The sequence below is a fragment of the Arthrobacter sp. Y3225116 genome, from assembly GCF_059091245.1.
The window spans coordinates 1-917 of sequence record NZ_JBNHGL010000491.1 but is presented as its reverse complement, the minus strand read 5'-3'; the positions used below and the strand labels follow the sequence as shown (position 1 = coordinate 917).

The window sequence follows — 917 nt, the reverse complement described above, 5'->3', positions numbered from 1 at the left end:
GACGCCTCCGCCGCCGGTCCGCGCCGTGAGGCCGCCGGCCTGGTGGCCAGTTACCTGCAGTGGCACCTTGAACGAACCCTGAAATCCCTCAAGCATGTGGAGCGAGTGTGACCCCGATTTCCCGGCAACCGCAGCGGCCGTGGCCGCATCCCTCCGGCGCCAAACCGCCCGCCCTTCCTCCGGCGCTGGTCCCGGAACACGTGGCCATCGTGATGGACGGCAACGGCCGCTGGGCGAACCAGCGCGGGCTGCCGCGGACCGAGGGGCACCGTGCCGGGGAAGCGGCCCTGCTGGACGTGATGGCCGGCGCGATCGAAATCGGGGTCAAACACGTCAGCGTGTACGCCTTCTCCACCGAGAACTGGAAGCGGTCCCCGGAAGAGGTCCGCTTCCTGATGGGCTTTAGCCGGGACGTGCTGCGCCGCCAACGCGACCAGCTCGACGCCTGGGGGGTGCGCATCCGCTGGTCCGGCCGCCGGCCCCGGTTGTGGAAGTCGGTGGTCAACGAGCTGGAGGTCGCCGAGCGCCAGACGGCCGGCAACGCCACCTGCACCCTGACCATGTGCGTGAACTACGGCGGGCGGGCGGAAATCGCCGATGCCGCCGCCGCCATCGCCGCCGACGTCGCCGCCGGGCGGCTGCGGGCGTCGTCGGTCTCGGAAAAGACCGTGCAGCGCTACCTCGACGAGCCCGACCTGCCGGACGTCGACCTGTTCCTGCGCACGTCGGGGGAGCAGCGCTTCTCCAACTTCATGCTGTGGCAGTCCGCCTATGCGGAGATGGTGTTCATGGATACCCTCTGGCCCGACGTGGACCGCCGCACCCTCTGGGAAGCCATCGACATATACGCCCGCCGCGACCGGCGGTACGGGGGCGCGGTGGACGCCGCCGCGGTCGGCGGGGCCTAGCGCGGGGTC

General features: G+C 71.0%; 1 protein-coding gene and 1 pseudogene. Both read left to right on the top strand.

Going from position 1 to position 917, the window contains the following annotated elements:
* Positions 1 to 111: pseudogene (locus tag AC5RV2_RS18540) on the top strand (DNA repair protein RecO); the annotation flags it as partial.
* Positions 108 to 908: an isoprenyl transferase gene (locus AC5RV2_RS18535; RefSeq protein ID WP_494067873.1), complete on the top strand. Its 801-nt coding sequence runs from the start codon at positions 108 to 110 to the stop codon at positions 906 to 908. The pseudogene AC5RV2_RS18540 and the gene AC5RV2_RS18535, both read left to right, overlap by 4 nt.
* Positions 909 to 917 lie beyond the last annotated feature (9 nt).